Source organism: Tsukamurella sp. NPDC003166 (genome assembly GCF_040611135.1).
In the GTDB taxonomy this organism is placed as follows: Bacteria; Actinomycetota; Actinomycetes; order Mycobacteriales; family Mycobacteriaceae; genus Tsukamurella.
This window is the reverse complement of sequence record NZ_JBEXNL010000007.1, coordinates 140,623-162,332: the sequence shown is the minus strand read 5'-3', so window position 1 is coordinate 162,332 and position 21,710 is coordinate 140,623. Positions and strand designations below refer to the sequence as shown.

Genomic DNA, 21,710 nt, shown 5'->3' with positions numbered 1-21,710 from the left:
CAGGCTAGTCTCCCGGGCCCTCCCACGGCGCCTCGTCCGCGGTCGGGAGGTCACCGGGCAGCAGGTCCCGTCGGAACCCCCGCCAGGTGGGTTGCCGCAGGTGGCCGCCGCGCCGCAGCGACGAGTAGCGGACGTCGCCGATCACCTTCGGCAGCACCCACACCGCATCACGGACCTCCGGATCGTCGATCGGGGCCGTGAACGGCGAGCGGCGCATCCGCAGCGGCTCCAGCTCCTCTCGCAGGGCCGCGAGGTCGCGGTCCGAGAAGCCTGATCCCACCGACCCCAGGTACACCAGCCCGGTCTCGGCGGGGAGGCCGACGAGCACCGAGCCGATCCCGTTCGCCCGCGAGCCCTTCCCGGGTTTCCAGCCGCCGATCGCGACCTGCAGGTCGCGCCAGTTCTTGTGCTTGAGCCAGGCCCGCACGCGCTGCCCGGGCAGGTACGGGGAGTCGCGGCGCTTCGCAATGATCCCCTCCCAGCCGAGCTCCGCGCTCAGCGCGGCGGCCTGTGCGCCGTCGGCCGCGTCCACGAGTCCGGGCAGGCTCACCGAGGTGTCCGCTTCGAGCAGCGGCGCAAGGCCTTCCAGGACCTGTCGGCGCACCGCCCATGGGCGTGTGGTGAGGTCGACGCCGTTCAGCGCGAGCACGTCGAACAGGAACAGTCGCACGGCGCCGGCCCTGGTGTCGCCGCCCGCCATCAGGTGGAACGACGGTACGCCGCTGGCGTCGAGCACCACCGCCTCGCCGTCGAGCACCACGTCCATGCCGTCGAGATCCTGTGCGAGCGACTCGAATTCGGGGAACTCCCCGGTCACCACGCGCCCGGACCGGGTACGCAGCGCGACGGTGCCGCCGCGCACCGTCGCGATGATCCGGTAGCCGTCCCACTTGCCCTCGAAGGCCCAGTCCGCACCGGACAGAGCGTCGATGGGGGATTCGGTGGGCAGCATGGGATCCGGTGCCGACGTGGTCGCCGGGGCCTGGGCGGCCGCGGTCTTGTCCTTGGTCAGGTGTGCCAGCCAGTTCTTCTCGCCGGTGCGGATCAGCGCGTACCGCTTGCCCCGCAGGCGATTCCCGTGCAGGGTCACGATCACCTCGCCGCTGCGCCACTTCTCCAGCTCGTAGGTGCCGTGGTCCCAGATGGTCACGTCGCCGCCGCCGTACTCGCCCTTCGGGATACTGCCCTCGAACGCGGCGTAGTCCATCGGGTGGTCCTCGGTGCGGACGGCCAGGTGGTTGATCTCGGGATCGTCGGGCAGGTTCTTCGGCACCGCCCAGGAGGCGAGCACCCCGTCGTGCTCCAGACGGAAGTCGTAGTGCAGGCGGCGCGCGTGGTGCTCCTGGATGACGAAGATCGGATCGCCCGTCGACGGTGCGCCGCCGAAGGGCTCGGGCGTCTTCCGCGCATCGCGCTTGGCGCGGTACGCGCCCAGGTCGACGGGCTCGGGCGGCGGCGCCGACGGTGCCGACGGCCCGGCTCCGGAGCCTGCCGACCCGGGGTCGTCGGCACCGTCGAGCCCGGCCAGGAGGTCACCGTCGGACAGGGCGCGCGCGAGGACCTCCCCGAACTCGAGCTGGCGCAGGCCGGGCCGGGTGAGTTCGTCCCAGGCGCGCGGCGCGGCGACCCACGGGTGATCGCGTCCGCGCAGTGAGTAGGGCGAGACGGTGGTCTTGGACGCGCTGTTCTGCGACCAGTCGACGAAGATCCGCCCGCCGCGCTGGTCCTTCGCCATCGACGCGGTGACCAGATCGGGCGACTCGGACTCGAGTTGGGCGGCGATCGCGTGCGCGACCTTCCGCGCGCCCTGCGAGGAGATCCCGCCCGGGAGTGGCGCGTAGACGTGCAGTCCCTTCGAGCCGCTGGTCACGGGGTACGCGTCCAGGCCCATCGCGGCCAGGAGGTCGCGGATGCGCAGCGCGAGGGCCGCGCAGTCGTCGAGGGTGACGTCGGGGCCGGGATCGAGGTCCAGCACGAGGCGATCGGGCGGGCCGGGGAGCTCCGGGGCGAGCGACTCCGGGCCGGTCGCGGCGGCACCGTCGGCCACGAAGGTCCACTGCGGCACGTGCAGCTCGAGGGCCGCCTGCTGCCCGAGCCAGACCATGCCGGCCGCGCTGTCGATGACCGGGTACAGGGACTCGCCGTCGGAGTGGTGTTGGCTGCCGCGGCGGATCCACGCGGGCGCGTGGCCGGGCAGCCGCTTCTCGAAGAAGGCCGTCTTGTCGACGCCGTTGGGCCAGCGCTTGCGGGTGAGCGGCCGGTCGGCCAGGTGGGGGAGGGCGAACGGGGCGATGGCCTGGTAGTAGTCGATGATCTCGGCCTTGGTGGTGCCGGTGGCGGGGTAGATCACTTTGTCCAGGTTGGTCAACTGCACGGCGATGCCGCCGACCTCGCGGTTCTCCCGGATCTGCGCCACGTGGCCATTATCCGGCACCCCATGGGAATGGCACTCGGTTCGCGGGGTGATGCGCCCCGCGCATCCCCTTTGCTGATCAGCCGATCATGCGGAGGAAGGCGGTGACCTGGGGTGACTCGGTGCGTCGATGCACCAGGGCCGTGCCCCCGCCGCGCACGGCGCGGACGCACTGCCAGATGAGGTCGTCGGGGATCGCGGTTCCGATGGGGACGACCGCGAAGTCGGCCTCGTGCGCGATGACCGCCGCGACGGGATCGTCCACCGTCACCTCGGAGATCGGCGGAGCCTGCTCGCGCCGCCACTGGGCGATCGAGGTCTCCACCCGCGGCGGAGGTGGTTCGGTGCACGCGATGCGGAGGCCGGTCGGTGGCGATCCGCGAAGGCTTGCCAGTGCGTCGAACGCGGTCACGATGGTCTCGATCAGGGCTACGGCGGGGGCGGCCTCCGGGCGAGGATGAGAGCCGGTCGCGGAGCGGGTGAACAGCTCGAATCCGACCAGGCGCTCGGCGGCCGCGACAGCGCGCGTGACGGTGGACTGCGCGACGCCGTGCGCACGGGCGGTCTCGTGGATGCTCCGCGTCCGCACCACCGTGGCGACGAGACGGAGTCGGTCGATGTCGGTCATGCACGGACGGTAGGCGGGAGGCCTGACATGCGGCCACGGAGCCCGGCCGCCTGCGACGTGCCACGCTGCTCGGGCGGGTGATGCACGGCGCGCATCATTATCGGGCCCGTGCCCGTGCCCGTGCCCGTGCCCGTGCCCGTGCCCGTGCCCATGCCCATGCTCCGTGCCCCGTGCCGTCGGTTCGGCGCAGGCCTCGCATTCCGCACTCACACCAGTCACAATGGTCACATGCGCGCGATATGGACGGGTGAGCTGTCGTTCGGGCTGGTCAACGTGCCCGTGAAGGTGTATTCCGCGATCGAGAGTCACGACGCGAAGTCGCACCAGGTGGATGCGAAGGACGGGGTCCGGATCCGGTACAAGCGCGTCCGCGAGGGGACCGACGACGAGGTCGAGTTCGCGAACATCGCCAACGCCTTCGAGTCCGAGGGTGGCGACACGGTGGTGCTCTCCAAGGAGGACGTGAAGTCGATGCCGGTCGAGAAGCACCGGGAGATCGCGGTCACGGAGTTCGTGCCCCGCGAGGAGGTCGACCCGATCATGTTCGACAAGCCCTACTACCTCGAGCCCTCGTCGAAGTCGCCCAAGGCGTACGTACTGCTGCGGCAGGCGCTGCAGGAGACCGATCGCCTGGCCATCTGCACCTTCACGCTGCGCAACCGCACCCGGCTCTGTGCGCTGCGGGTCGTGGACGAGGTCATGGTGCTGCAGACCCTGCTCTGGCCGGACGAGATCCGCAAGCCCGAGTTCCCGGCGCTGACCGAGGAGGTGAAGATCCGGCCGCAGGAGCTGGCCATGGCCGCCTCGCTCATCGACTCGATGGCCACGGATTTCGATCCCGAGCAGTACGAGGACGACTATCAGGTGCAACTGCGCCAGCTCATCGAGGCCAAGGCCACCGGCGGCACGGCCTTCCCCGAGGCGCCCGAGGAGGAGACCGAGGACGACGAGGTCGCCGACCTGCTCGCCGCACTCAAGGCCTCGGTGCGCAGCCGGGAGGCGCAGGCCGATCGCCCGGCCCGCAAGCGCGCGGCCGGCTGAGAGGTTTCACGCCCGGGCGCGGGCCTGCAACTCGCGGACCACGGCGTCGAGCCAGTCGCCGACGTTGGCGCGCGCCTCGAGGGTGTCCGGGTAGCGGCAGCGCAGGTGCAGGCCGGCCTCGTCGAGAATGAACCAGAGCATCACGCCGTCGGTGCGGATGGTCGCGCCGACGTACTGGGCGTCGAGACGGGCGGCGTCGATGCGGACCGGGAGCCGCCGCAGGTCGAGCCACGAGATGGCGAACATGCCGGGCGCCTCGGGCATCCCACCCCACTCCGCGAGCACGTCCTCCAGCGGCCACGAGCCCAGGCCCACCGCCTCGCGCACGGCGTCGGCGGCGGCGGCCGGCTCCGCCGACGGCGAGTCCAGTACCGAATTGGTGATGAACCAGCCAACCGAGTCGTGCCACCGCTCGTCGTAGCGACTGTGCACCGGGAACACCGCGCGCAACGGGGCGCCCGCACGATCCAGCGTCACCCGCGTCATCGCGGCGACGGTCGCCGACAGCGTCGACACGCCCGCCGCACGCGCCGCGTCGGCGAAGGCGGCCACCCCATCGGTACCCAACACGTCCCGCACCTCGACCCGTTCGGCGTACGGCTCGGGTGCGCCGAGCGGCAGCGGGAACACCGGCATGACACCGCCGCTGGCGGTCAGGATCTCCCGCCACCGATCGCGCACCTCCGCGGGGGCGCGGGGACGCTCGCGCAGGGCCCGGGTGTGGTCGACGAAGGGCGGCACCGGGTCCCACGACGGTGCGCGGCCGGCACCGAGCTCGTCGAGTGCGGCGAGCAGGTCGCGCGCGATCACCAGCATCGACCACATGTCGGTGTGCGCGTGGTCGGCCGCAACGATCACCGTCGGACCGGCGGCGGTCTCCAGCACGCACAACCGGTGGGCCGGACGCCGGTACGGGGAACAGGCGTCGTCGAGCACGTCCCGCAGCGCGTCGCCCACCGCCTGCCCCGGCCCGATGGAGTGCTCCACCCACGCTCCCGGTCCGACGGTGACCTCGTGCAGGGTCGGGCCGTCGGGCCCGGGGAGGAAGGCGGTGCGCAGCGTGCCGTGGCGGGCGATGACGGCGAGCCACGCCTGCGCGAGCCGATCTCGCGGTACGAGGTCGGGGAGCCGGAAGGACAGCGCCATCCACGATCCGGGCCGATCCCCGGCGCCCACGTGCCGCGCCTGGTCGAACGACACCGGCAGCGCGGCGCCCGGCTCGGACGCCGTGACGTCGTAGCCGTACAGCCGGCCGAAGGGCAGTCGCAGGTGCGCGACATTGGTCAGGCGCATGGCGGTACCCTAGCCCTCCAACGCACCCTCCGCGCGGCGAGAGAAGGCCGATGACCAGCTTCGACGTTCCCGGTGCCCGCCTCGCCGTCGAGTACAGCGACGAGGGCGGTCGCCCCGTGGTCCAGTTGCACGGGCTGACCTCGAGCCGGGCCCGGGACCGGGTGCTCGACCTCGATCTCGGGCGCGGCCTGAGCGGAACCCGGTTACTGCGCTACGACGCCCGCGGTCACGGCCGGTCGACGGGCCGCCCCGTCCCCGCCGACTACCGCTGGCCGAACCTCGCCGACGACCTCCTGCGGCTCCTCGACGAGTGGTTCCCGGGCGAGCGGGTGCACGGCGTCGGCCCGTCGATGGGGACGGGCACGCTGCTGCACGCCGCAGTGCGCGATCCCGACAGGTTCGGTGGCCTCACCCTCATGGTGCCGCCGACGGCCTGGGCGACCCGCGCCGCGAAGGGTGACGAGTACCGCGCCGCCGCAGCGTTCCTCGAGGACCACGGGCTGCAGGCGTTCCTCGCCGCGGGGGAGGGTGCGCCGGTGCCGCCGGCCGCCGTCGGGCATCCGGCGACGGTGCCCGACGTGCCGGAGGCGCTCCTGCCGGCTCTGTTCCGGGGTGCCGCCGACAGCGACCTGCCGGATCCCGCGGCGCTTGCGCGGCTGGACATCCCGGTGACGCTGCTCGCGTGGATCGACGATCCGGCACACCCGGTGTCGACGGCGGAGGCGCTCAGCAGGACGCTCCCACGGGCGTCGTTGTCGGTCGCCCGGACGCCGCAGGACGTGCGGGCGTGGCCGGCGGTGCTGTGCGCCGACGTCGCGGGGTGATCCGTGAGATCGCCACGCCCGCGAGGCACAACGCGCCGCCGAACAGGCCCCACGCGGTGGGGGTCTCCGCGAGGAACGTCCAGCTGAGCAGGATCGACAGGCCCGGCACGGCGTACGACGACGAGGCCGTGACTCCGGCGGGGGTGTGCGCCAGCGCGTAGGCCCACAACAGGAAGGCGAGCGCGGTCGGGACGATCCCGAGGTAGAGCACCCCGACGGTGCTGCTCGTCGGCGCCGCCGCCAGCTCGCGGAACAGCCGGGGCGCCCACGGCAGCAGCACGAGCGCTCCGACTCCCGCGCCCAGCGCGGTGGCGGTGAGCGGATCGACGGTGCGCAGCACCAGCTTCTGCGCGACCACGCTGATGCCGTAGAGCAGTGCCGCGGCGGCCGCGAGGGCGACCCCGGCACCGTCGCGCCTGCCGTCCCCCGTGAAGGCGATGACGGCCGCACCGGCGAAGCTGATCGAGATCCCGACGACGAGCAGCGGCGGGAAGCCCTCGTGCAGGAAGGAACCGGCGAGGACTGCCACGATGATCGGCGCGATGTTCACGAGCAGTGCGGTGGTGCCGGCGTCGAGGTGTCGTTCGGCGGCGTTCACCAGCACGGTGTACAGCGCGAACCAGAGCGCGCCGTAGCCGACGGTCAGCGCGAGCGTGCGTCCGCGGGGCAGCCGGAATTCGCCGTTGTACAGCGCCTTCATCGCCCAGACGACGCCGAGCGCGGTAGCGCCCACGAGCAGGCGCCCCTCGGCCATGGCGATCGGGGAGACGTGCGGGCCGATGGCGCGGATCACCACGAAGGCGGAGGCCCACGCGAACATCACGGCGACGAGCGCCAGGGCGGGGAGTCGATTCGTCATGCCTCGACCCTGCGCTCGTATCGGAGTAAGCACAAGCGAATGTTTCTGCAGTACCATTCAGTAGTACTGAATGGAGGCCCCTCATGCTCGACGCACACCGGCTCATGATCTTCCGCTCCGTCGCCGCCACCGGCTCGGTCGCCGCGGCGGCGGCCAGCCTGGGCTACACCCCGTCGGCCGTCTCGCAGCACGTCGCCGCGCTGCAGCGCGAGACGGGGCTCAAGCTCCTCGAACGGGTCGGACGCGGCGTCGAGCTCACGCCCGCGGGCCGGGTGCTGGCCACGGAAGCCGACGGTGTCCTCGCCCGCCTCAACGACCTCGGCGCCACGGTCGACGATCTGCGGGCCGGCAAAGCGAGCCGGATCACCATGAACGTCTTCGCCACCGCGGGTACGCACTGGATGCCCGCGGTCGTCCAGACCTTGAGCGCGGAGTTCCCCGACACCCGACTGCGCCTGCGGATCGAGGACGAGGTCACCGAGATCGCCGCCCGCCGTCCCGATCTCGCGGTCGCGGTGCGGCAGGAGCACGCACAGACGACGGCGGTCGCGGGGTTCTCGCACGAGGACCTCGTGGTCGAGTCGTACGTGGCCGTGGTGCCCGACGGGCACGAGTTCGCCGGCCGTGAGCTGGTGGAGATGTCGGAACTCGAGCACGAGCGGTGGATCGACAACGACGTGCGTCGCGGAGCCTGCCGGCAAGCGGTGCTCGATGCCTGCGCCGCAGCCGGATTCACACCACGGTTCGTGGTGGAGACCACCGACTACCCGTCGGCGCTGCGGTTCGTCGCGCGCGGCGTGGGGGTCACCGTCCTGCCCCGTCTCGGCGCGACGGAGTTGCCGCCCGGCACCGTCGCGGTCGACGTCTGCAATCCGGCGCCCCGGCGCACCATCGTCGCGTACGTCAAGGATTCGGAGTGCCGTAACCCCGTGGTGCGGCGGGCGATGCACCTGCTCCGCGAGGCGGCGGCGGACGGAGGATCGGCCGAACACTGATCGGCGATCGCCCATCGGGATCGTCGATCAGGAATCCGCTGATCTCTCGGTCGTCAGGCCGGCGGCGACGAGCGTCGTCGCCACTCCGGCGGCCAGGGGCACCAGCATCGTCACCGCGAATCCCGTGTGGCCCCATGCCAGTACCTGCGCGAACACGGCGCCCGCGCAGGCGATGGCCAGGGCCGTGCCCACGGAATCGGCCAGCTTGAGGGCGCTGGAGTTCGTGCCCTGTTCGTCGGCGGCGCTGGCGCCCAGCACGAGCACCGACAGCGTCGGGTAGGTCAGGCCCATGCCGAGACCGCCGATCGCCCACGCGACGAAGATCACGGGCCACGGGGCGTCGGCGGCGAAGCACGCGGTCACTCCGGCCACCGAGGCGAGCACGAGGGCCGCCCCGAGGAGCGGGAGTCGGCGACGCACCGGCCCGGACGCGGGGATCCGCGCCTGCACCTGCGCGGCGCCGGCCCAGAGCAGGGCGGCACCCGTCATCACGGAACCGGCGGCGAAGGGCGACATCGCGTCGACGTGCACGAGGTACAGCGGCACGTAGATCTCCGCCGCGAAGAAGGTGCCGGCCAGGAGCAGGTTGGTGAGGACCAGGCGCGGAATCCCGCTGCGCGCCAGCAGGGTCCCGGCCGGCAGCATGCGCCGCGTCGCGGCGACTGCCACCGTCAGGCACGCACCCGTGAGCACCAGGAAGCCCGCCCCGCCCCGGGGCGCCGCGAACTGCGCCACCGCGGTCGACGCACCCGCCACGAGGGCGGCGAACAGGACCGTACCGTCGGGCGGACCGTCGGAGACGAAGCCGGATTCGTCCAGCCCGACGGTGGCCCGCAGCGTCGCGCCCAGAGCGGCGACGGCCGGGAGCGCGATGCCGAGGAACACCCAGCGCCAGCCCACGGTATCGGCGGTCAGGCCCGCGATCGCGGGGCCGACCAGCGAGGGCACCACCCACGCGGTGGAGAACGCCGCGAAGATCCTCGGCCGGTCGTCGGCGGGGATCAGGCGGCCGACCATGGCGTAGAGGACCACGCTGAGCAGGCCGCTGCCGAGGCCCTGCACCGCGCGGCCCAGCGCCAGCGCGTTCATGCCCTGCGCGGAGCCGACCACGATCAGGCCGAGGACGAACAGGATCCCGCCCGCGACCAGCGGCGGACGGACGCCGCTGCGGTCCACCCACGGCCCGGCCCAGGCGATCGCCACGATCATGGCAGCGAACGCGGAGCCGAAGGCCACCGAGTACTCGGCCGTGGCGCCGAACTGCTCGGCGGCGCGCGGCAGCACCGTGCCGACGGCGAGGGATTCGAAGGCGAGGAACGAGATCAGCGCGACCGAGCCCACCTGGAACCACCGCAGGCCGCTCGTGCGGCGCTGCGGTTCGGCGTCGGTATCCATGCTCACCACAGGCACGCTAATACCTCGACCGCGGTTGACGGCAAGCGGAAATTCAGTTGATTCGTCCCGTGCGAATAGGCAACGTGGAGGGGTGTCCACCGACCTCGGCGCGCGCTGGAACGTGCCCCGCATGCTGCGCCCGCTGCTGCGCCGGAACTACCGGTTCCTGTTCGTGACGCTGCTGTGCGCGCTCATCGCGGACGGCATGTGGATGATCGCGATGGTCTGGCAGGTCATCCGCATGGGCGGCTCGCCCACCAGCGTCTCCGTCGTATCCGGCGGCGCCGCCGCGGGCCTGCTCGTCTCGACCCTCGCCGGCGGCGTGCTCGCGGACCGCCTGCCGCAACAGCGCATCCTGTTCGTGCTGGAGATCGTCAACGCGATCACGATCGCGGGCGTGGGCGCGCTCGTGCTCACCGACGCGGTGACGGTGCCGATGATGCTGGTCGCCACCGTCGTCCTCGGCCTGGTGTCCGGCTTCTACTTCCCCGCCTACTCGGCGCTGGTGCCGCGGCTCGTCTCGCCCGGCGAGCTGCTCGCCGTCAACGGCTACGAGTCCGCGGTGCGGCCGGCGGCGTCCATGGCCGCCGGGCCGGCGATCGCGGGCGCCCTCATCGCGCTGCACTCGCCGGGTCTCGCCCTCGTCGTCGCCGGGTGCCTTCCCGCCCTCGGAGCCCTGTCCGTCTCCCGGATCGCTCTCGTGCCCGACGGTGCCGGAGCCGACGGAGCCGACGGGCACGAGCCGGGACATCCGTTGCGTGAGCTGTGGGAGGGCGTGCAGTACGTGCGCCGCACCCCGTGGCTGCTGGCGACGCTCCTGTTCGCCAGCCTGCTCGTACTGCTCGTGGCCGGGCCGCTCGACGTGCTGCTGCCCTTCGCGATCAAGGACCACGCCGGCGGCGGACCGTCGGACCACTCGATGATCCTCGCGGCCTACGGCTTCGGCGGCGTCGCTGGCGCCCTGCTCATGGCCTCGCGGAGGCTGCCCCGCCGCTACCTGACGGTGATGATGTGCCTGTGGGGTGTCGGCGCACTGCCGCTCGCGGTGTACGGAACCGCGACGAACGTCCTGCTCATGGTCGCGGCGGGCTTCGTGCTGGGCGTGGTCTTCGAGGCCCCGGTGGTGATCTGGGGGACGCTGCTGCAGCGGCGTGTGCCGCGCCGGCTGCTCGGCCGGGTCTCCAGCCTGGACTTCTTCGTCTCGTTGGTGTTCATGCCGCTGTCGCTGGCACTGGCGGGTCCGGTCAGCCACGCGATCGGCCTCACCGCGACCTTCGTGCTCGCGGCGGTGCTGCCGATCCCGCTCGCGCTGATCGCGATCCTCGCCGCCCGGATGCCGCGCGACGAGCTGGAGCATCCGTTGCCCGAGGACGACGCGCCGGTTTCGCCGACCGTGAACGCTCCGCCCGGCGGGCGCACCGTCGGATAGGGTGAAACGTATGACGAGCGGGGTGGCGAGCATCGAGACGCACGAGTCGGCGGAGGCTGCGCGCCCGCCGCTGCTGCGTGAGGTGTTCGGCCGCGTGCTGCGGCAGGAACGGACGCGGCAGGGCCGTACCCTCGCCGAGGTCGCGGGTGAGGCGGGAGTCTCCACGCAGTACCTCTCCGAGGTCGAGCGCGGCCGCAAGGAGGCCTCGTCGGAGGTCCTGAGCAGCGTGTGCGACGCCCTCGGCGGATCGATGATCGAGTTCGTCGGCGGCGTGCACCGCGAGCTGCTCGGCGCGCGTCCGCGCCCCGTGGCGCTCGCCGCGGCCTGATCGAGCCGCGACCGCGGTCGGTATCGGTGGTTTCGACCTCGCTCGCGGCCTGCTACTTCTTCTTGGCCGCAGGCTCCTCGACGGTTCCCTCTGCTTCGGCGGCCGCTGCGTCGGCCGCTTCCGCCTCCTTCGCGGCGACGGCGTCCTTGCTGTACCGCAGCAGGTGCGGGTGCACCGCCCGGAAGCCGCGGGCGCGGTAGGCGCGCAGGCTCTTGGTGTCGATCCCGGGGTCCTCGGCGATCGCCTGCGTGAAGTTGTCGTCGATGAGCACGGTCCCGGGCCGGGCGGCGCTGGTCAGGCGGGCTGCCAGGTTGACCACGCTGCCGAACAGGTCGCCGTAGCGCTGCAGTACCTCGCCGTACGCCATGCCCACGCGCAGCTGCGGGAACTCGATCTCGATCGCGTCCAGCTCCGGGTAGGTGTGCGGCTGCTGCAGTTCGAGGGCGATCCGGGCGGCGTCCGCGGGGTTCTCCGCGGCGAACATGACCTCGTCGCCGACGCCCTTGATGATCCATCCGCCGCCGCCGTAGATCACCGACTGCATCCGTGCCTCGAACGTCGAGACCAGTGTGTTCAACTCCTCGATCGCCAGCCCGCGGCTCAGGCGCGTGTACCCGACCATATCGGCGAAGCCGACCGCCATCTGCGCGGACATGACATCGGCCGCGTTCTCGGGAGTGACCAGCCGCTGGGTGGCGGTGATCAGATGCCGCCGCCACACGTGGGCCTGCAGGTTCTCCATCTTGTCGATCACCCGAGCCACGCCCGCTGACGGGTCCTTCACGCCGGTGTCCTGCGCGTTGTCGAGGTACGTCCGGACGATGCCGGCCTGCCATTCGGCGAGCCGGTACATCGCCTGGCCGAGGGACTGCGCGCCCGGGACCACCGCATCGCTCTCCACGACGCCGAAGGAGAACAGGTCCGCGAGGTCCTTGACGATCGCCACGTCGTCGCGGGTGAAGGCCTTCTGGTCGTCGTCGCGCAGGTCCGCGAAGCCGGCGGAGGTCCACCACACGCGGAGATCCTCCACGTCGATGCCGCCCTGCTCGGCGAGCTCACGGAAGGTGTACTTGCGTTTGCCCGGCAGGAGCAGAGCGTCGATGTCGAGTTCTTCGGCGTCGCCCATGGGTCCACTGTATGGGGCCTACCCTGGAGGGCGTGACGATCAGTGTGTTCGAGCTGTTCTCGGTGGGCATCGGCCCGTCGAGTTCGCACACCGTGGGGCCGATGCGCGCAGGGGCGGATTTCGCCGATGAGCTGCGCTCCCTGCCGTCGACGGTGCGCGCCCTCCACGTCGACCTCTACGGCTCGCTCGCCGCTACGGGACGCGGGCACGGGACCTTCGCCGCGGTGCTGTTGGGCCTCGAGGGCAATCGTCCGGAGACGGTGGATCCGGACTACGTCGTCACGCGCGGCGCGGAGATCGAGGCGTCCCGCACCGTGCGGATCGCGGGCCGGGACGAGGTGTCCCTGTGCGCCGAGCAGATCGTGCTGCACCCGCTGACCGTGCTGCCCCGGCACACCAACGGCATCCGGTTCCGCGCGGAGTTCGACGCCGTCGGCTCCGACCGGGATGCGATGTCCGAGCACGAGGCCGTCTACTACTCGGTGGGCGGCGGCTTCGTGGAGCGCGAATCCGGCGCGGAGACGGTGAACCCGCTGGCGGGATCGCCCGGCGTTCCCCATGACTTCGACACCGCCGCCGCGCTGCTGGAGACCTGTCCGCGCGCGGGCCTGACGGTTCCGCAGCTGATGCTCGAGAACGAGATCGCGCTCCGCCGTGCCCGGACGGGCGAAGACGAGCAGGTGGCGGAGCGCGAAGTGCGCGCCGGGCTGTTGCACATCTGGTCGGTCATGGAGGCGTGCATCGAGCGGGGCTTCCGATCCGAGGGGATTCTTCCCGGCGGGCTCGGGGTGAAGCGCCGTGCGCCGGGTCTGTACCGCCGGCTCGTCGAGTCCGACGGTGCCGACGCCATGGACTGGCTCAACGTGGCGGCCATGGCCGTCAACGAGGAGAACGCCTGCGGCGGCCGGATCGTCACGGCGCCGACGAATGGTGCGGCCGGGATCGTGCCGTCGGTGCTGTACTACGCGCTGAAGTTCCGGTCGTCGTTGGCCGCGCGGCGCGAGCAGGTGGTGTGCGACTACCTGCTGACCGCCGCCGCGATCGCGGTGCTCTACAAGCGCCGCGCCTCCATCTCCGGCGCCGAGGTGGGCTGCCAGGGCGAGGTCGGCTCCGCGTGCTCGATGGCTGCGGGCGCGCTGGCGCAGGTCATGGGCGCCACGCCCGCTCAGGTCGAGAACGCCGCCGAGATCGGCATCGAGCACAACCTGGGGCTCACGTGCGACCCGATCGGCGGGCTCGTCCAGATCCCGTGCATCGAGCGCAACGCCATCGCCTCGGTGAAGGCGGTGAACGCCGCCCGCATCGCGCTGCACGGCGACGGGACGCACCGCGTCTCGCTGGATCAGGCGATCGAGACCATGCGCCAGACCGGCGCCGACATGCTGTCGAAATACAAGGAGACCTCACTCGGCGGCCTCGCCGTGAACGTGCCGGAGTGCTAGGAAACGCTGTGGACGGAAGGCGGGATACCACGTCGAACGTGAACTTCACCTCGGGGGAGGCTCCCGGCGAAGGTCGCGCTCATCGTCGACATCGACCATCGCGCGCACGTCTACGCGCTCGCTGACGCGCGGCGATTTCTTGTCAGGGAGCGTCGATAAGGTGGCGGTCATGGACGTGCTGACGGTGGCTGCGGTGTGTTTCCGGGACGAGGCAGGGCGGGTGCTCACGGTGCGCAAACGCGGCACCGACGCGTTCATGCTGCCCGGCGGCAAACTGGAGCCGGGGGAGGCCGCGATCGACTGCGCGGTCCGCGAGATCGACGAGGAACTGGGGGTCGCTCTGACGACCGAGGACCTCACCCACCTGGTGTCCTGGCGCGGCCCCGCCGCGAACGAGGCGAACACCGATATCGAGTCCACGGTGTTCGCCACCGCACTGCGCGTCGAGCCGCGGGCCGCGGCCGAGATCGCGGAGGCGCGCTGGCTGGACCCGGCCGACCACGGCGACGTGACCATCGCGCCGATGCTCGAGCAGTACCTGTTCCCGCACCTCGCTCGCGCATGAGGATCACCCAGCCGCAGGCCCGCCGGATCGCCCTGGCTGCGCAGGGCTTCGAGTCGGGGTTCGCGGGCAACGCCGCCCCGACGATGCGGCAGGTGCAGAAGACGATCGACCGGCTCAAGCTCATCCAGATCGACAGTGTCAACGTGGTCGCGCGTAGCCAGTACCTGCCGCTGTTCGCGCGGCTCGGTGACTACGACGTCGCGCTGCTCGACCGCGCCCGTGATCGTGCACCGCGCCGGCTCGTCGAGGCGTGGGCGCACGAGGCCTCGCTGGTCCCGCCCGAGACCTGGCCGCTGCTGCGGCACCGTCGAACTGCGGACCGGGTGGTCGGACGGTTCGCGAGCTACGAGTCGCGCAACCCCGGCCAACTCGACCGGTTGCGCGCCGAACTGGCGGACCTGCCGCCGATCACCGCCCGCGCCCTCGAGGCGCACCTCGAGCACGACCAGGTGGTGGAGAAGACGCACTGGGGCTGGAACTGGTCGTCGGTGAAGGAGGGCCTCGAGGTGCTCTTCCATGCGGGCGAGGTCACCAGCGCGGGGCGCACCAGCCAGTTCGAACGGCTCTACGCGCCCACCTCGACGGTGCTCGGAGAGCTCGCCGAGCGCGTGGTCCCGGACGAGGACGCGTACGTCGAGCTCATCCGGCAGTCGGCGAAGGCGCACGGCATCGGCAGCGTGCGCTGCCTGCGCGACTACTTCCGGTTGTCCACGGCGCAGGCGGCGCCCGCCGTCGAGAAGCTCGTGGCCGCAGGCGAACTCATCCCGGTGGAGGCGGACTGGTGGTCCGGCGCGGTCTACCTGCACGCGGAGGCGAAGCGGCCCAGGGGAATCGCCGCGCGGGCGCTGCTCTCGCCCTTCGATCCCGTGGTGTGGCAGCGGGAGCGGGCCGAGGCGCTGTTCGACTTCTTCTACCGCATCGAGATCTACACGCCCAAGGAGAAGCGGGTGCACGGCTACTACGTGCTGCCCTTCCTGTTCGGCGACCGGATCGTGGCGCGCTGCGACGTCAAGGCCGACCGCGCGGCCGGCGAACTGCTCGTGCACTCGGTGTCGTGGGAGACCGGCGGTCGTGACCCCGAATCCGAAGCGGCGCTGGAGAAGACCGTCGCCGAGATGGCCGGGTGGCTGGGGCTCGAGTCCTACCGGCTCTGAGGCACGGCGCGCACCGTGATCGTGGCGAACACCCGGAACAGGGCGTGCGCGTCGGGGCGATAGTGCCCCTGGTCCGGGGCGGACTGACGCGAGGCGCCGTCCCACCGCCTCTTCGTCACCGCGCCGTAGTCCAGCCGGTACCCGGCCCTCGTGGCGAGCACTTGCAGCAGCGTCTTGGCCGCGCGGCCGTTGCCCTCGCGGAACGGGTGCGCGCAGTTGAGATAGGCGTAGGCCTCCGCGGCGCGGTGCGAGTACACCCGCCGGTCGCGCTCCTCGCCCAGGAGTCGAACGGGCTCGTGGGGGAGCCGGTTCTGCAGGATGCGCGTGGCGTCGCCCAGGTACCGGTCGATCAGCGCCGCCGAGAAGGTCTGATGCCCCAAGCCCATGTCGTACCTGCGGCGCACACCGGCCCAGGGGTAGATCGCGCCGAACAGGGCACGGTGGATCGCGACCAGCTGGACGCCGTCGAAGGTCTCGGCGATGGTTGTCGCGCCGGTCTCGATGCCGATCTGCTGCGCGGTGCCCACCTCGAATTCGAGCTGTCGCAGCACGCTCGCGTCGCGGATGCCGAAGCGGTTCCGCAGGATCCGGGTGCCGGGGTAGAAGGTGTCGAGGAACTCTCGCGGCACGTCGATGAGGTCGGGCGGCCCGACCTCCGATGCCGCTTCCAGCGCCCGCGCGATCGCGTCGCCGATGTACCGGGCGAGGGTGGCACCGTCGGACACGGCACGGAGGCGATCGACGTCCAGCGGGGTGGGGGCCCATCCCTCGAGCACGCTGTTCGCGATCGCCTCGCCCAGCACGTCCATCCCGGCAGCCTATCGAGGAGGTGCCTCGGGAACTCAGCGGATCGGCCGTTTTCAGGAGCCGATCTCGACCTCCCGCGTCAGACCGAGCCGATCGAGGAAGGCGCGGTCGTGGGAGACGATCACGAGCGCCCCCTCCCACGCGTTGAGCGCCTCCACCAGCAGTTCCACGGACGGGACGTCGAGGTTGTTGGTGGGCTCGTCCAGTGCCAGGAGCGACGGTGCCGGATCCCCGAGTAGGGCGATCGCGAGCGCGAGCCGCAGCCGTTCGCCGCCGCTGAGCGTGTTCACGATCCGCTCCGACTGCCTACCGCGGAACAGCATCCGGGCGAGCGCGGCGTGCGCGTGCTGCGCGTCGAGGTCCGGATGGGCGTCCCGGACCGCGTCGAGTAACGAGCCCTCCTCGGCCGCGCCGAACCGCACGTCCTGCGGGACGTAGCCGATCACCGTCGGCGGCTCGGCCTCGCGGGCGGCGGCGATGGCGCGCCGCAGCACCGTCGTCTTGCCCGCTCCGTTGGGGCCGACGAGCGCGACCCGCTCCGGGCCTGTGACCTGCAGCGGACCGTGGTCTAGCTGGAGCCGGTGCAGTCCCGGGCCCGGTTCGGGCATGGCGATGCGGACCGCCCGATCGTCGCGGACGCCCTCCCTGGCGGCGTCCAGGGCGTCCCGGGCGGAGTCCACGCGGTCCTCGTGCAGGCCCCGGTGCTTGCCGGCGGAGACCTCCGCGGCGTTCTTGCGCAGGCCCGCGATGATCTTCGGGACCCGCTTCTCCGCCTCCGCCTTGGCGGCGAACCGCGCGCGCCGATCCAGCTTGACCTGCGCCTCCACCAGATCGCGGCGCTGAGCCTTGAGGTCGACCTTGGCCGTGGTCACGGCCTGTTCCGCGGCGGCCTGCTCGGCGTCGAGGACCTCGCGGTAGTGCGAGTAGGGCCCGCCGAACACGCGGACGGATCCCCGGTACAGCTCGACGGTGCTGTCCATCGTCTCGAGCAGCGTCAGGTCGTGGCTGACCACGACCGCGGTCCCGTTGAACCGATCGAGCGAGTCGGTGAGCAGGCCGCGGGCCCGCTGGTCGAGGTTGTTGGTCGGCTCGTCGAGGAGGAGGGTGTCGGGCCGGCGCAGCAGCTGCCCGGCGATGGCCAGGAGGGTGGCCTCGCCGCCGGACAGCGTCCCGACGGTGCGGTCCAGGGCCCCGAGTCGCAGGCCCAGGCCGTCGAGGACGGCGGTCGCGCGCTCCTCGACGTCCCAGTCGTCGCCGACGGCCTCGAAGTCCTCGGGCGCGGCCGAGCCGCCCTCGATGCGGCGCAGCGCGGCGACGGTGCCGCCGATGCCGAGCGCGTCGGCGAGCGTGTCCTCCGGCTGCGCCTGCGGGTGCTGGGGCACGTACCCGACGACCCCGGTGCCGCTCACGGAACCTGCGGTCGGGATGATCCGGCCTGCGAGGATACGCAGCATCGTGCTCTTTCCGGCGCCGTTGGCACCGACCAGGGCGGCGCGTCCGGCGGGGATGGTGAAGCTGAGGTCGTCGAAGATTGTCGTGCCTTCGGGCCAACGCAGGGAGAGTGCGGAGACAGCGAGAGAGGTAGCCATGAATGCTCCTTGAAGTCCATCGGGGCGCGGCACGGCGGGTGAGGCGGGTGCGCGAAGAACAGGTCCGGGGACGTCTCAGGAGAGCATGGGGCTGAGTCTAGACAACGGTGCGTGCGCTTCGCATCCTGTTTTCGAGGCCCCATTGATGTGATCTGCGTCCCACTACCGGCCGTGGCGCTTGTGCGGCGCGCGGTGTGTGGTGCTAGTTTCAAACCATGTCCGGGAGTCTTGAGGCCCATCTGCGCGTCGGTTATGAGACCGTCGCGCTGGGTTGCCGTCTCCCCATGGTTCGCGTGCACTGTCGAATGTGTTGCTGCTGAGCGTCTGCGCTCGCACTCCCGCCGGCCCGTCGATCGGGTCGAGTCGTTCGACAACTCCATCTTCACGTCTGCGCCCGGGGTGAACCCCGGAGGTCGCGGCGTACGCACACCTTCGAGGAACCATGACCGTCATCGATTTTCATGCCGACCTTCCCGCTTCTGTCTCCGCTTCGACCCGTACGGCGCCGGCCCGCGCCGCCCAGGTCCGCCCCGCGGCGGCCCGCACGACCCGGCCCCGCAACCCCCTCGCCCGTCCGGCCGGCGTCGAGCGGCAGGCGCGGCCGGCCGCCCCGGCTCGCGTCTTCGCTCCGCAACTGCGGGTCTCGGAGAAGCCGGCGGCCGCCGTGCTGCGCGTGATCCGTCGCGGCGGCCTCGTGCTGCGCGATGAGATCGCCCGCGAGACCCAGCTCTCCGCGGCCACCGTCAACCGTCAGGTCACCGCACTCATCGAGGCCGGCTTGGTGCGCGAGCGCGCCGACCGCGCCGCGAGCGGCGTCGTCGGCCGCCCGCGTCTCCCGCTCGAGGTGGATCCGAACGGCCCGCTCGCGCTGGGCATCCACATCGGGTTCCGGGTCAGCACGGTGACGATGCACGACGTGGCGGGCAAGGTCGTGGGCGCCATCCAGATCCCGACGCCCGAGAGCGGTGAGCCCGGCGAGGTGCTGTCGGTGATCGCCACGAGCGCCCGACGGTTCCTGGCGCGCTGGGACGGCCGTACCGTTCTGGGCGCCGGCATCGCGATCGGCGGTCGCGTCGACGACCGCGGTGTGGTCGCCGACCATCCGCGCCTCGGCTGGAAGGACGTCGCTCTGGGCGAGCGTCTTTCGGGTGCGATCGGCCTGCCGGTGACCGTGGCCCCGCACGTCGAGGCGATGGCCGCCGCCGAGCTGCACCTGTCGGAGGACTACGAGTCGCAGGGGTCGACGCTGTACGTCTACGGCCGCGAGACCGTGGGCGTGGCGCTGGCGCTGCACGGCGCGGTGCACTCGCCGAAGTCCGGTCCGCACACCATCGGTCATCTGCCGACGCGCAACGTGGAACTGCTCGATCCCCAGCGCACTGGCCGGCTCGAGGACGCCGTCACCGACACCGCAGTGGTGGATGCCGCACGCGCGCAGAAGCTTCCGGTACGAACCATCGCCGATCTGCACAGGCTCGCGGATGCCGGCGATGTGACGGCGCGGGCGATCGTCGCCGAACGCGGCCGCGTCCTGGGGGAGGCGGCGGCCCTGGTCGCGGACATCTTCAACCCCGACCGCCTGATCCTCGGCGGTCAGGCGTTCACCGACCACACCGCGATCCTGCCCCACGTCTCGGCCGCGCTGAAGGCCACCTCGGCCGAGCCCGGCCGGGCGGTGCGGGTCAGTGGTGCTGGTGGTCGCGTCCAGCAGCAGGCCGCCGGCGCGGCCGCGCTCGACGGTGTCTACACGGATCCGCTCGGCGCCGTCGCCCGCGTGACCGCGTAGTCGGCTACTTCGCGTTCTTCGCCATGAGGTGGCTCGCCGCCGCCTGCTGGTGCACCTGGGTGAGCGTGCTGGCGGCGTCCGTGGTGATGAAGTAGCGCCCGACGGCGAGGCTGCAGGAGTAGGCCTTGCGCGGTTCTCCGGTTGCCCGCGTGACGAAGGACTCGCAGGAGGCGTCCTTCACGCCGGCCGGTGGCGCCTCTTTGGCCGAGACGCTCTCGGCCTGCGGCTCGGCGGTCACGTCGTTCGACAGGTCCAGGAGATAGCGCGCGTCCGCGGCGCTGCGGGTTCGGTACACGACGCTTCCGGCGGCGCCGATGAGGTCGACGCCGGCGCGCTCGTACTTCGCCATCGACGAGGTCCACCTGCCGTTCGCGGAGTTCGCGTAGGCGCGGGGCGACAGATACCCGACGCCGGGACGCTCGCCGTCCGGCATCGTCGGAGTGCCGTCGATGGTCAGGGACATGATCCCGTCCCGGTCCGGCGGGAGCCCGAGCATGTCGGACGCCGACACCGTGATCTTCGCGAGTTCCGGCACCTGGAGGGCGAGCCACCGCGCGGCCAACTGTTGCGCGGTGCCGGCCGGCACTGACGCGCTGAAGCCGACGCCGAGCAGGTAGTCGTTCACCGGCATCCACCAGACCGTGGGCAGCGCCACGGTGGTGATCGGCGGACCTGCGAACGCGCCGGGATGGCCGTCCAAGGCATGGTCGGGGCCAGTGGCTCGGGCGAGTGTCGTGAGTTGGTCGGCCGCTTTCCGCGCGTTGTCGGCCGTTCGATACCGCAGGGTGATCGTGGACATTCCGGACGTCGTGTCGCTGGTGCGGCCGACCGGGTCGGTCTGCCGGGCGGAGATCGCTCCTCCTACGAAGGTGTCCCCACCACCGAGGAGTGCGATCGCCTGGGCGGTGCCGAACTGATAGGTCAGCGCCGTGATCGACGCGAAGACCGGTGTTCGGGCGTTGCTCGACAGCCAGTCGTAGGACTTGTCGACCTCGGCCGGGGAGATGAGGTGGGCGGAGAGCTCGTAGCTGCTCTGCACCCGTCGGTCGCTGCGGTCGGTCCGCGACGAGACGAGGCGGGGACTCGTGGGGTACCCGCCGGTGTCTAGTCGAACCGCCGCGCTCGGGTCGGGCTGCGCGGTCCCGGCGACCGTCGACGTGCATCCGGTGACCGCGAGGACGGTCGCCGTGCACACGCCGATGAGTGTGCCTCGCATTCCGCTCATGTCGGACAGCATGGCACGGGCGCGAGGCGTGCCCGCAGGGGAGTCATCGGGCCCTCGATCCTGCGAAGACCCGAACGAATTGCCAACGTGAATTCCGTTCGGTTCGGTGTGGTGGGAAACGAAGAAGGTGCCGAGTGCACGGGTGCGCTGCCCGTCGTCGCGGGATCGCCCTGGGAAACGCCTTTTCCGACAGCGTCTTACCGCAAGCCCCGGTTGGCCTCGATTCCCACCGGCGGCTGCCGCACGGACGAATCGCGGGGGTCGCCGTGGGTTGGGTCGGGACGGGGTGCCGCCTTCTCGGTCGACCGGGGTGCATTGTCCGACAACCGGCATTGTCGCGTGCCGCCGTGCTAGCCCTGACCAGGCGATCTTGAGGTAGCAAAAACGATAGTTCAGAGAAGTGCAGTTGCAATGCGGGTGGTACATTCTTTTGCGACAACGAATTCAGGCGGCGTTCCGTGCCGACTGCGGGGGTAGGACAGGAGGGTGGCATGGGTTCCGACCAGGACGGCGATGCGAACCTCGGCCAGAGCGCTGGAGCACGCGCAATCGAAGCGCGTGCGGCCATCGCGACGGCTCAGTTGCGATCGACTGTGACGTCGATCAGTTCCTCTGTGGGCTCCACCAGCGCACACGGAGAACGGATCGTCGAAACCATCGACGACCTCATCGACGATGTGATACCCGAGCTCGAGGCCGCTGAGGCGCTGACCGCCGCTCAGGCGTCGGGTCGGGCCGCCCCGTCGCGTTCATCGGTGTGGGTGTCCGCCCAGCAGAAGGTCGGTTCTCCCTCGTGAGCACCCGGTTCGCA

General features: G+C 71.5%; 18 protein-coding genes and 1 pseudogene. 10 read left to right on the top strand and 9 right to left on the bottom strand.

The genetic code is table 11. From position 1 onward, the window contains the following. Nucleotides 1-4 precede the first annotated feature (4 nt). Both ABZX10_RS10880 and ABZX10_RS10875 read right to left on the bottom strand, forming a co-directional pair. Nucleotides 5-2,416 (bottom strand): ATP-dependent DNA ligase, encoded by a 2,412-nt coding sequence (locus ABZX10_RS10880; protein WP_355538640.1) that lies wholly within the window; start codon nucleotides 2,414-2,416, stop codon nucleotides 5-7. 76 nt (nucleotides 2,417-2,492) lie between these two features. Further along, on the bottom strand, nucleotides 2,493-3,041 hold the full coding sequence (locus ABZX10_RS10875) for a LysR family transcriptional regulator (RefSeq protein ID WP_355538637.1): 549 nt from the start codon (nucleotides 3,039-3,041) through the stop codon (nucleotides 2,493-2,495). A 228-nt stretch (nucleotides 3,042-3,269) separates the two neighbouring features. Between ABZX10_RS10875 and ABZX10_RS10870 the strand changes: the two genes are divergently transcribed. Beyond that, nucleotides 3,270-4,082 (top strand): Ku protein, encoded by an 813-nt coding sequence (locus ABZX10_RS10870; protein WP_355538634.1) that lies wholly within the window; start codon nucleotides 3,270-3,272, stop codon nucleotides 4,080-4,082. Nucleotides 4,083-4,094: 12 nt separating this feature from the next. Here ABZX10_RS10870 and ABZX10_RS10865 read toward each other — a convergent pair. After that, nucleotides 4,095-5,375: pseudogene (locus tag ABZX10_RS10865) on the bottom strand (condensation domain-containing protein); the annotation flags it as partial. A gap of 50 nt (nucleotides 5,376-5,425) precedes the next feature. Here ABZX10_RS10865 and ABZX10_RS10860 point away from each other — a divergent pair. Continuing rightward, the gene (locus tag ABZX10_RS10860; protein WP_355538631.1) at nucleotides 5,426-6,199 is read left to right on the top strand and encodes an alpha/beta hydrolase; all 774 of its coding nucleotides are present in this window, start codon (nucleotides 5,426-5,428) and stop codon (nucleotides 6,197-6,199) included. On the opposite strand, the gene ABZX10_RS10855 is transcribed toward ABZX10_RS10860, so the two are convergent. After that, nucleotides 6,102-7,058, bottom strand: a complete 957-nt coding sequence (locus ABZX10_RS10855; protein ID WP_355538628.1) for an EamA family transporter — start codon at nucleotides 7,056-7,058, stop codon at nucleotides 6,102-6,104. The genes ABZX10_RS10860 and ABZX10_RS10855 overlap by 98 nt on opposite strands. Nucleotides 7,059-7,141: 83 nt before the next feature. On the opposite strand from ABZX10_RS10855, the gene ABZX10_RS10850 reads away from it, so the two are divergent. Next, nucleotides 7,142-8,053, top strand: a complete 912-nt coding sequence (locus tag ABZX10_RS10850; protein WP_355538625.1) for a LysR family transcriptional regulator — start codon at nucleotides 7,142-7,144, stop codon at nucleotides 8,051-8,053. 27 nt (nucleotides 8,054-8,080) lie between these two features. On the opposite strand, the gene ABZX10_RS10845 is transcribed toward ABZX10_RS10850, so the two are convergent. Next, nucleotides 8,081-9,448, bottom strand: a complete 1,368-nt coding sequence (locus ABZX10_RS10845) for an MFS transporter (RefSeq protein ID WP_355538782.1) — start codon at nucleotides 9,446-9,448, stop codon at nucleotides 8,081-8,083. A gap of 91 nt (nucleotides 9,449-9,539) precedes the next feature. Between ABZX10_RS10845 and ABZX10_RS10840 the strand changes: the two genes are divergently transcribed. Together ABZX10_RS10840 and ABZX10_RS10835 are read left to right on the top strand one after the other, a co-directional pair. Beyond that, the gene (locus ABZX10_RS10840) at nucleotides 9,540-10,877 is read left to right on the top strand and encodes an MFS transporter (RefSeq protein ID WP_355538622.1); all 1,338 of its coding nucleotides are present in this window, start codon (nucleotides 9,540-9,542) and stop codon (nucleotides 10,875-10,877) included. Between the two features lie 10 nt (nucleotides 10,878-10,887). Further along, on the top strand, nucleotides 10,888-11,205 hold the full coding sequence (locus ABZX10_RS10835) for a helix-turn-helix transcriptional regulator (RefSeq protein WP_068745334.1): 318 nt from the start codon (nucleotides 10,888-10,890) through the stop codon (nucleotides 11,203-11,205). A gap of 52 nt (nucleotides 11,206-11,257) precedes the next feature. Here the strand turns inward: ABZX10_RS10835 and ABZX10_RS10830 are convergent, their stop codons facing one another. Beyond that, nucleotides 11,258-12,331: an adenylate/guanylate cyclase domain-containing protein gene (locus ABZX10_RS10830; RefSeq protein WP_355538618.1), complete on the bottom strand. Its 1,074-nt coding sequence runs from the start codon at nucleotides 12,329-12,331 to the stop codon at nucleotides 11,258-11,260. 32 nt (nucleotides 12,332-12,363) lie between these two features. Here ABZX10_RS10830 and ABZX10_RS10825 point away from each other — a divergent pair, with 32 nt between their 5' ends. The 3 genes from ABZX10_RS10825 (at nucleotide 12,364) to ABZX10_RS10815 (ending at nucleotide 15,492) form a co-directional block, all read left to right on the top strand. After that, entirely contained in the window at nucleotides 12,364-13,773 is a 1,410-nt protein-coding gene (locus ABZX10_RS10825) for an L-serine ammonia-lyase (protein WP_355538615.1), read from the top strand. A gap of 169 nt (nucleotides 13,774-13,942) precedes the next feature. After that, the gene (locus tag ABZX10_RS10820) at nucleotides 13,943-14,338 is read left to right on the top strand and encodes an NUDIX domain-containing protein (RefSeq protein WP_355538612.1); all 396 of its coding nucleotides are present in this window, start codon (nucleotides 13,943-13,945) and stop codon (nucleotides 14,336-14,338) included. Continuing rightward, nucleotides 14,335-15,492 (top strand): crosslink repair DNA glycosylase YcaQ family protein, encoded by a 1,158-nt coding sequence (locus ABZX10_RS10815; protein WP_355538609.1) that lies wholly within the window; start codon nucleotides 14,335-14,337, stop codon nucleotides 15,490-15,492. The genes ABZX10_RS10820 and ABZX10_RS10815 overlap by 4 nt, the downstream gene beginning before the upstream one ends. Here the strand turns inward: ABZX10_RS10815 and ABZX10_RS10810 are convergent. Further along, nucleotides 15,480-16,301, bottom strand: coding sequence for a Fic family protein (locus tag ABZX10_RS10810; protein WP_355538606.1), 822 nt, complete (start codon nucleotides 16,299-16,301; stop codon nucleotides 15,480-15,482). The genes ABZX10_RS10815 and ABZX10_RS10810 overlap by 13 nt on opposite strands. Nucleotides 16,302-16,352: 51 nt before the next feature. Beyond that, nucleotides 16,353-17,888, bottom strand: coding sequence for an ATP-binding cassette domain-containing protein (locus tag ABZX10_RS10805; RefSeq protein ID WP_355538603.1), 1,536 nt, complete (start codon nucleotides 17,886-17,888; stop codon nucleotides 16,353-16,355). Between the two features lie 442 nt (nucleotides 17,889-18,330). Between ABZX10_RS10805 and ABZX10_RS10800 the strand changes: the two genes are divergently transcribed. Continuing rightward, the gene (locus tag ABZX10_RS10800; protein WP_355538600.1) at nucleotides 18,331-19,674 is read left to right on the top strand and encodes an ROK family transcriptional regulator; all 1,344 of its coding nucleotides are present in this window, start codon (nucleotides 18,331-18,333) and stop codon (nucleotides 19,672-19,674) included. A 4-nt stretch (nucleotides 19,675-19,678) separates the two neighbouring features. Here ABZX10_RS10800 and ABZX10_RS10795 read toward each other — a convergent pair whose 3' ends face one another. Continuing rightward, a complete protein-coding gene (locus tag ABZX10_RS10795; RefSeq protein ID WP_355538597.1) occupies nucleotides 19,679-20,899 on the bottom strand; it encodes a hypothetical protein in 1,221 nt (406 codons plus the stop codon). 491 nt (nucleotides 20,900-21,390) lie between these two features. Between ABZX10_RS10795 and ABZX10_RS10790 the strand changes: the two genes are divergently transcribed. After that, a complete protein-coding gene (locus ABZX10_RS10790; RefSeq protein WP_355538594.1) occupies nucleotides 21,391-21,696 on the top strand; it encodes a hypothetical protein in 306 nt (101 codons plus the stop codon). Nucleotides 21,697-21,710: the final 14 nt, after the last annotated feature.

Bases quoted from the DNA above. Each gene is read 5' to 3' on its own strand.
- ABZX10_RS10795 (WP_355538597.1), bottom strand. From the start codon at position 20,899: ATGAGCGGAATGCGAGGCACACTCATCGGCGTGTGCACGGCGACCGTC.
- ABZX10_RS10830 (WP_355538618.1), bottom strand. From the start codon at position 12,331: ATGGGCGACGCCGAAGAACTCGACATCGACGCTCTGCTCCTGCCGGGC.
- ABZX10_RS10820 (WP_355538612.1), top strand. From the start codon at position 13,943: ATGGACGTGCTGACGGTGGCTGCGGTGTGTTTCCGGGACGAGGCAGGG.
- ABZX10_RS10870 (WP_355538634.1), top strand. From the start codon at position 3,270: ATGCGCGCGATATGGACGGGTGAGCTGTCGTTCGGGCTGGTCAACGTG.
- ABZX10_RS10835 (WP_068745334.1), top strand. From the start codon at position 10,888: ATGACGAGCGGGGTGGCGAGCATCGAGACGCACGAGTCGGCGGAGGCT.
- ABZX10_RS10810 (WP_355538606.1), bottom strand. From the start codon at position 16,301: ATGGACGTGCTGGGCGAGGCGATCGCGAACAGCGTGCTCGAGGGATGG.
- ABZX10_RS10805 (WP_355538603.1), bottom strand. From the start codon at position 17,888: ATGGCTACCTCTCTCGCTGTCTCCGCACTCTCCCTGCGTTGGCCCGAA.
- ABZX10_RS10875 (WP_355538637.1), bottom strand. From the start codon at position 3,041: ATGACCGACATCGACCGACTCCGTCTCGTCGCCACGGTGGTGCGGACG.
- ABZX10_RS10850 (WP_355538625.1), top strand. From the start codon at position 7,142: ATGCTCGACGCACACCGGCTCATGATCTTCCGCTCCGTCGCCGCCACC.
- ABZX10_RS10860 (WP_355538631.1), top strand. From the start codon at position 5,426: ATGACCAGCTTCGACGTTCCCGGTGCCCGCCTCGCCGTCGAGTACAGC.
- ABZX10_RS10800 (WP_355538600.1), top strand. From the start codon at position 18,331: ATGACCGTCATCGATTTTCATGCCGACCTTCCCGCTTCTGTCTCCGCT.
- ABZX10_RS10855 (WP_355538628.1), bottom strand. From the start codon at position 7,058: ATGACGAATCGACTCCCCGCCCTGGCGCTCGTCGCCGTGATGTTCGCG.
- ABZX10_RS10790 (WP_355538594.1), top strand. From the start codon at position 21,391: ATGGGTTCCGACCAGGACGGCGATGCGAACCTCGGCCAGAGCGCTGGA.
- ABZX10_RS10815 (WP_355538609.1), top strand. From the start codon at position 14,335: ATGAGGATCACCCAGCCGCAGGCCCGCCGGATCGCCCTGGCTGCGCAG.
- ABZX10_RS10845 (WP_355538782.1), bottom strand. From the start codon at position 9,448: ATGGATACCGACGCCGAACCGCAGCGCCGCACGAGCGGCCTGCGGTGG.